Origin of the sequence: Brevibacterium sp. ZH18, from assembly GCF_022748595.1 — a bacterium.
Taxonomy (GTDB): Bacteria; Actinomycetota; Actinomycetes; order Actinomycetales; family Brevibacteriaceae; genus Brevibacterium.
In genome coordinates this window covers 1-698 of sequence record NZ_JALDSX010000112.1, presented here as the reverse complement: position 1 = coordinate 698, position 698 = coordinate 1, and the positions used below count along the sequence as shown (strand labels likewise).

The following is a 698-nucleotide window of genomic DNA, read 5'->3' as shown; positions in this document are numbered from 1 at the left end:
GCAGCTGGCTCTATGATTGCTTCGTACTCTACTGGTGTCAATCGACCCAACCGGGCTTGTCGGCGACGTCGGTGATATGTCCGCTCGATCCAGGTCACGATCGCGATTCTCAACTGGTCGCGAGTGACCCACCGGCGACGGTCGAGAACGTTCTTCTGCAACAGGGCGAAGAACGATTCCATGGCCGCGTTATCGCCCGCTGCGCCGACTCGTCCCATCGACCCGATGATGCCGTGACGGGCCAAAGCCCGAGTGAATTTCTTCGATCTGAATTGGCTGCCGCGGTCGCTGTGCGTCACGCATCCGGCCACGTCACCGCGCCTGGTCACAGCCATCTCGAGGGCATCAACGGCCAGGCGCGCCTTCATCCTCGAGCTGATCGAATAGCCGACGATGCGTGACGAGTAGGCGTCCTTGACCGCGCAGAGGTAGAGCTTACCCTCATTCGTATGGTGCTCCGAAATGTCGGTCAACCACAGCTGATTCGGTCCATCAGCTCTAAACTCGTGCCTGGTCCGTCCGTCGGCATCGACAACCGCGCACAGATCGTCGTGGACCGGTGGGCCCGGCTTCTTCCCGTTCTTGGCCCGGCCCTTGCCGAAGGCGGAGAACCAGTCATTGGCCGAACACAACCGCCACGCAGTGCGTGCCGCCATGGGTTGGCCGGCCGCTTCGGCTTCGTCGGCGAGGTATCGGTA

1 protein-coding gene is annotated in these 698 nt (G+C 61.9%); it reads right to left on the bottom strand.

Annotation, left to right across the window (positions count from 1 at the left end):
* Positions 1 to 698 (bottom strand): IS3 family transposase (locus MPN20_RS17155; RefSeq protein WP_242784079.1); only part of this gene is annotated, 698 nt, incomplete at both ends.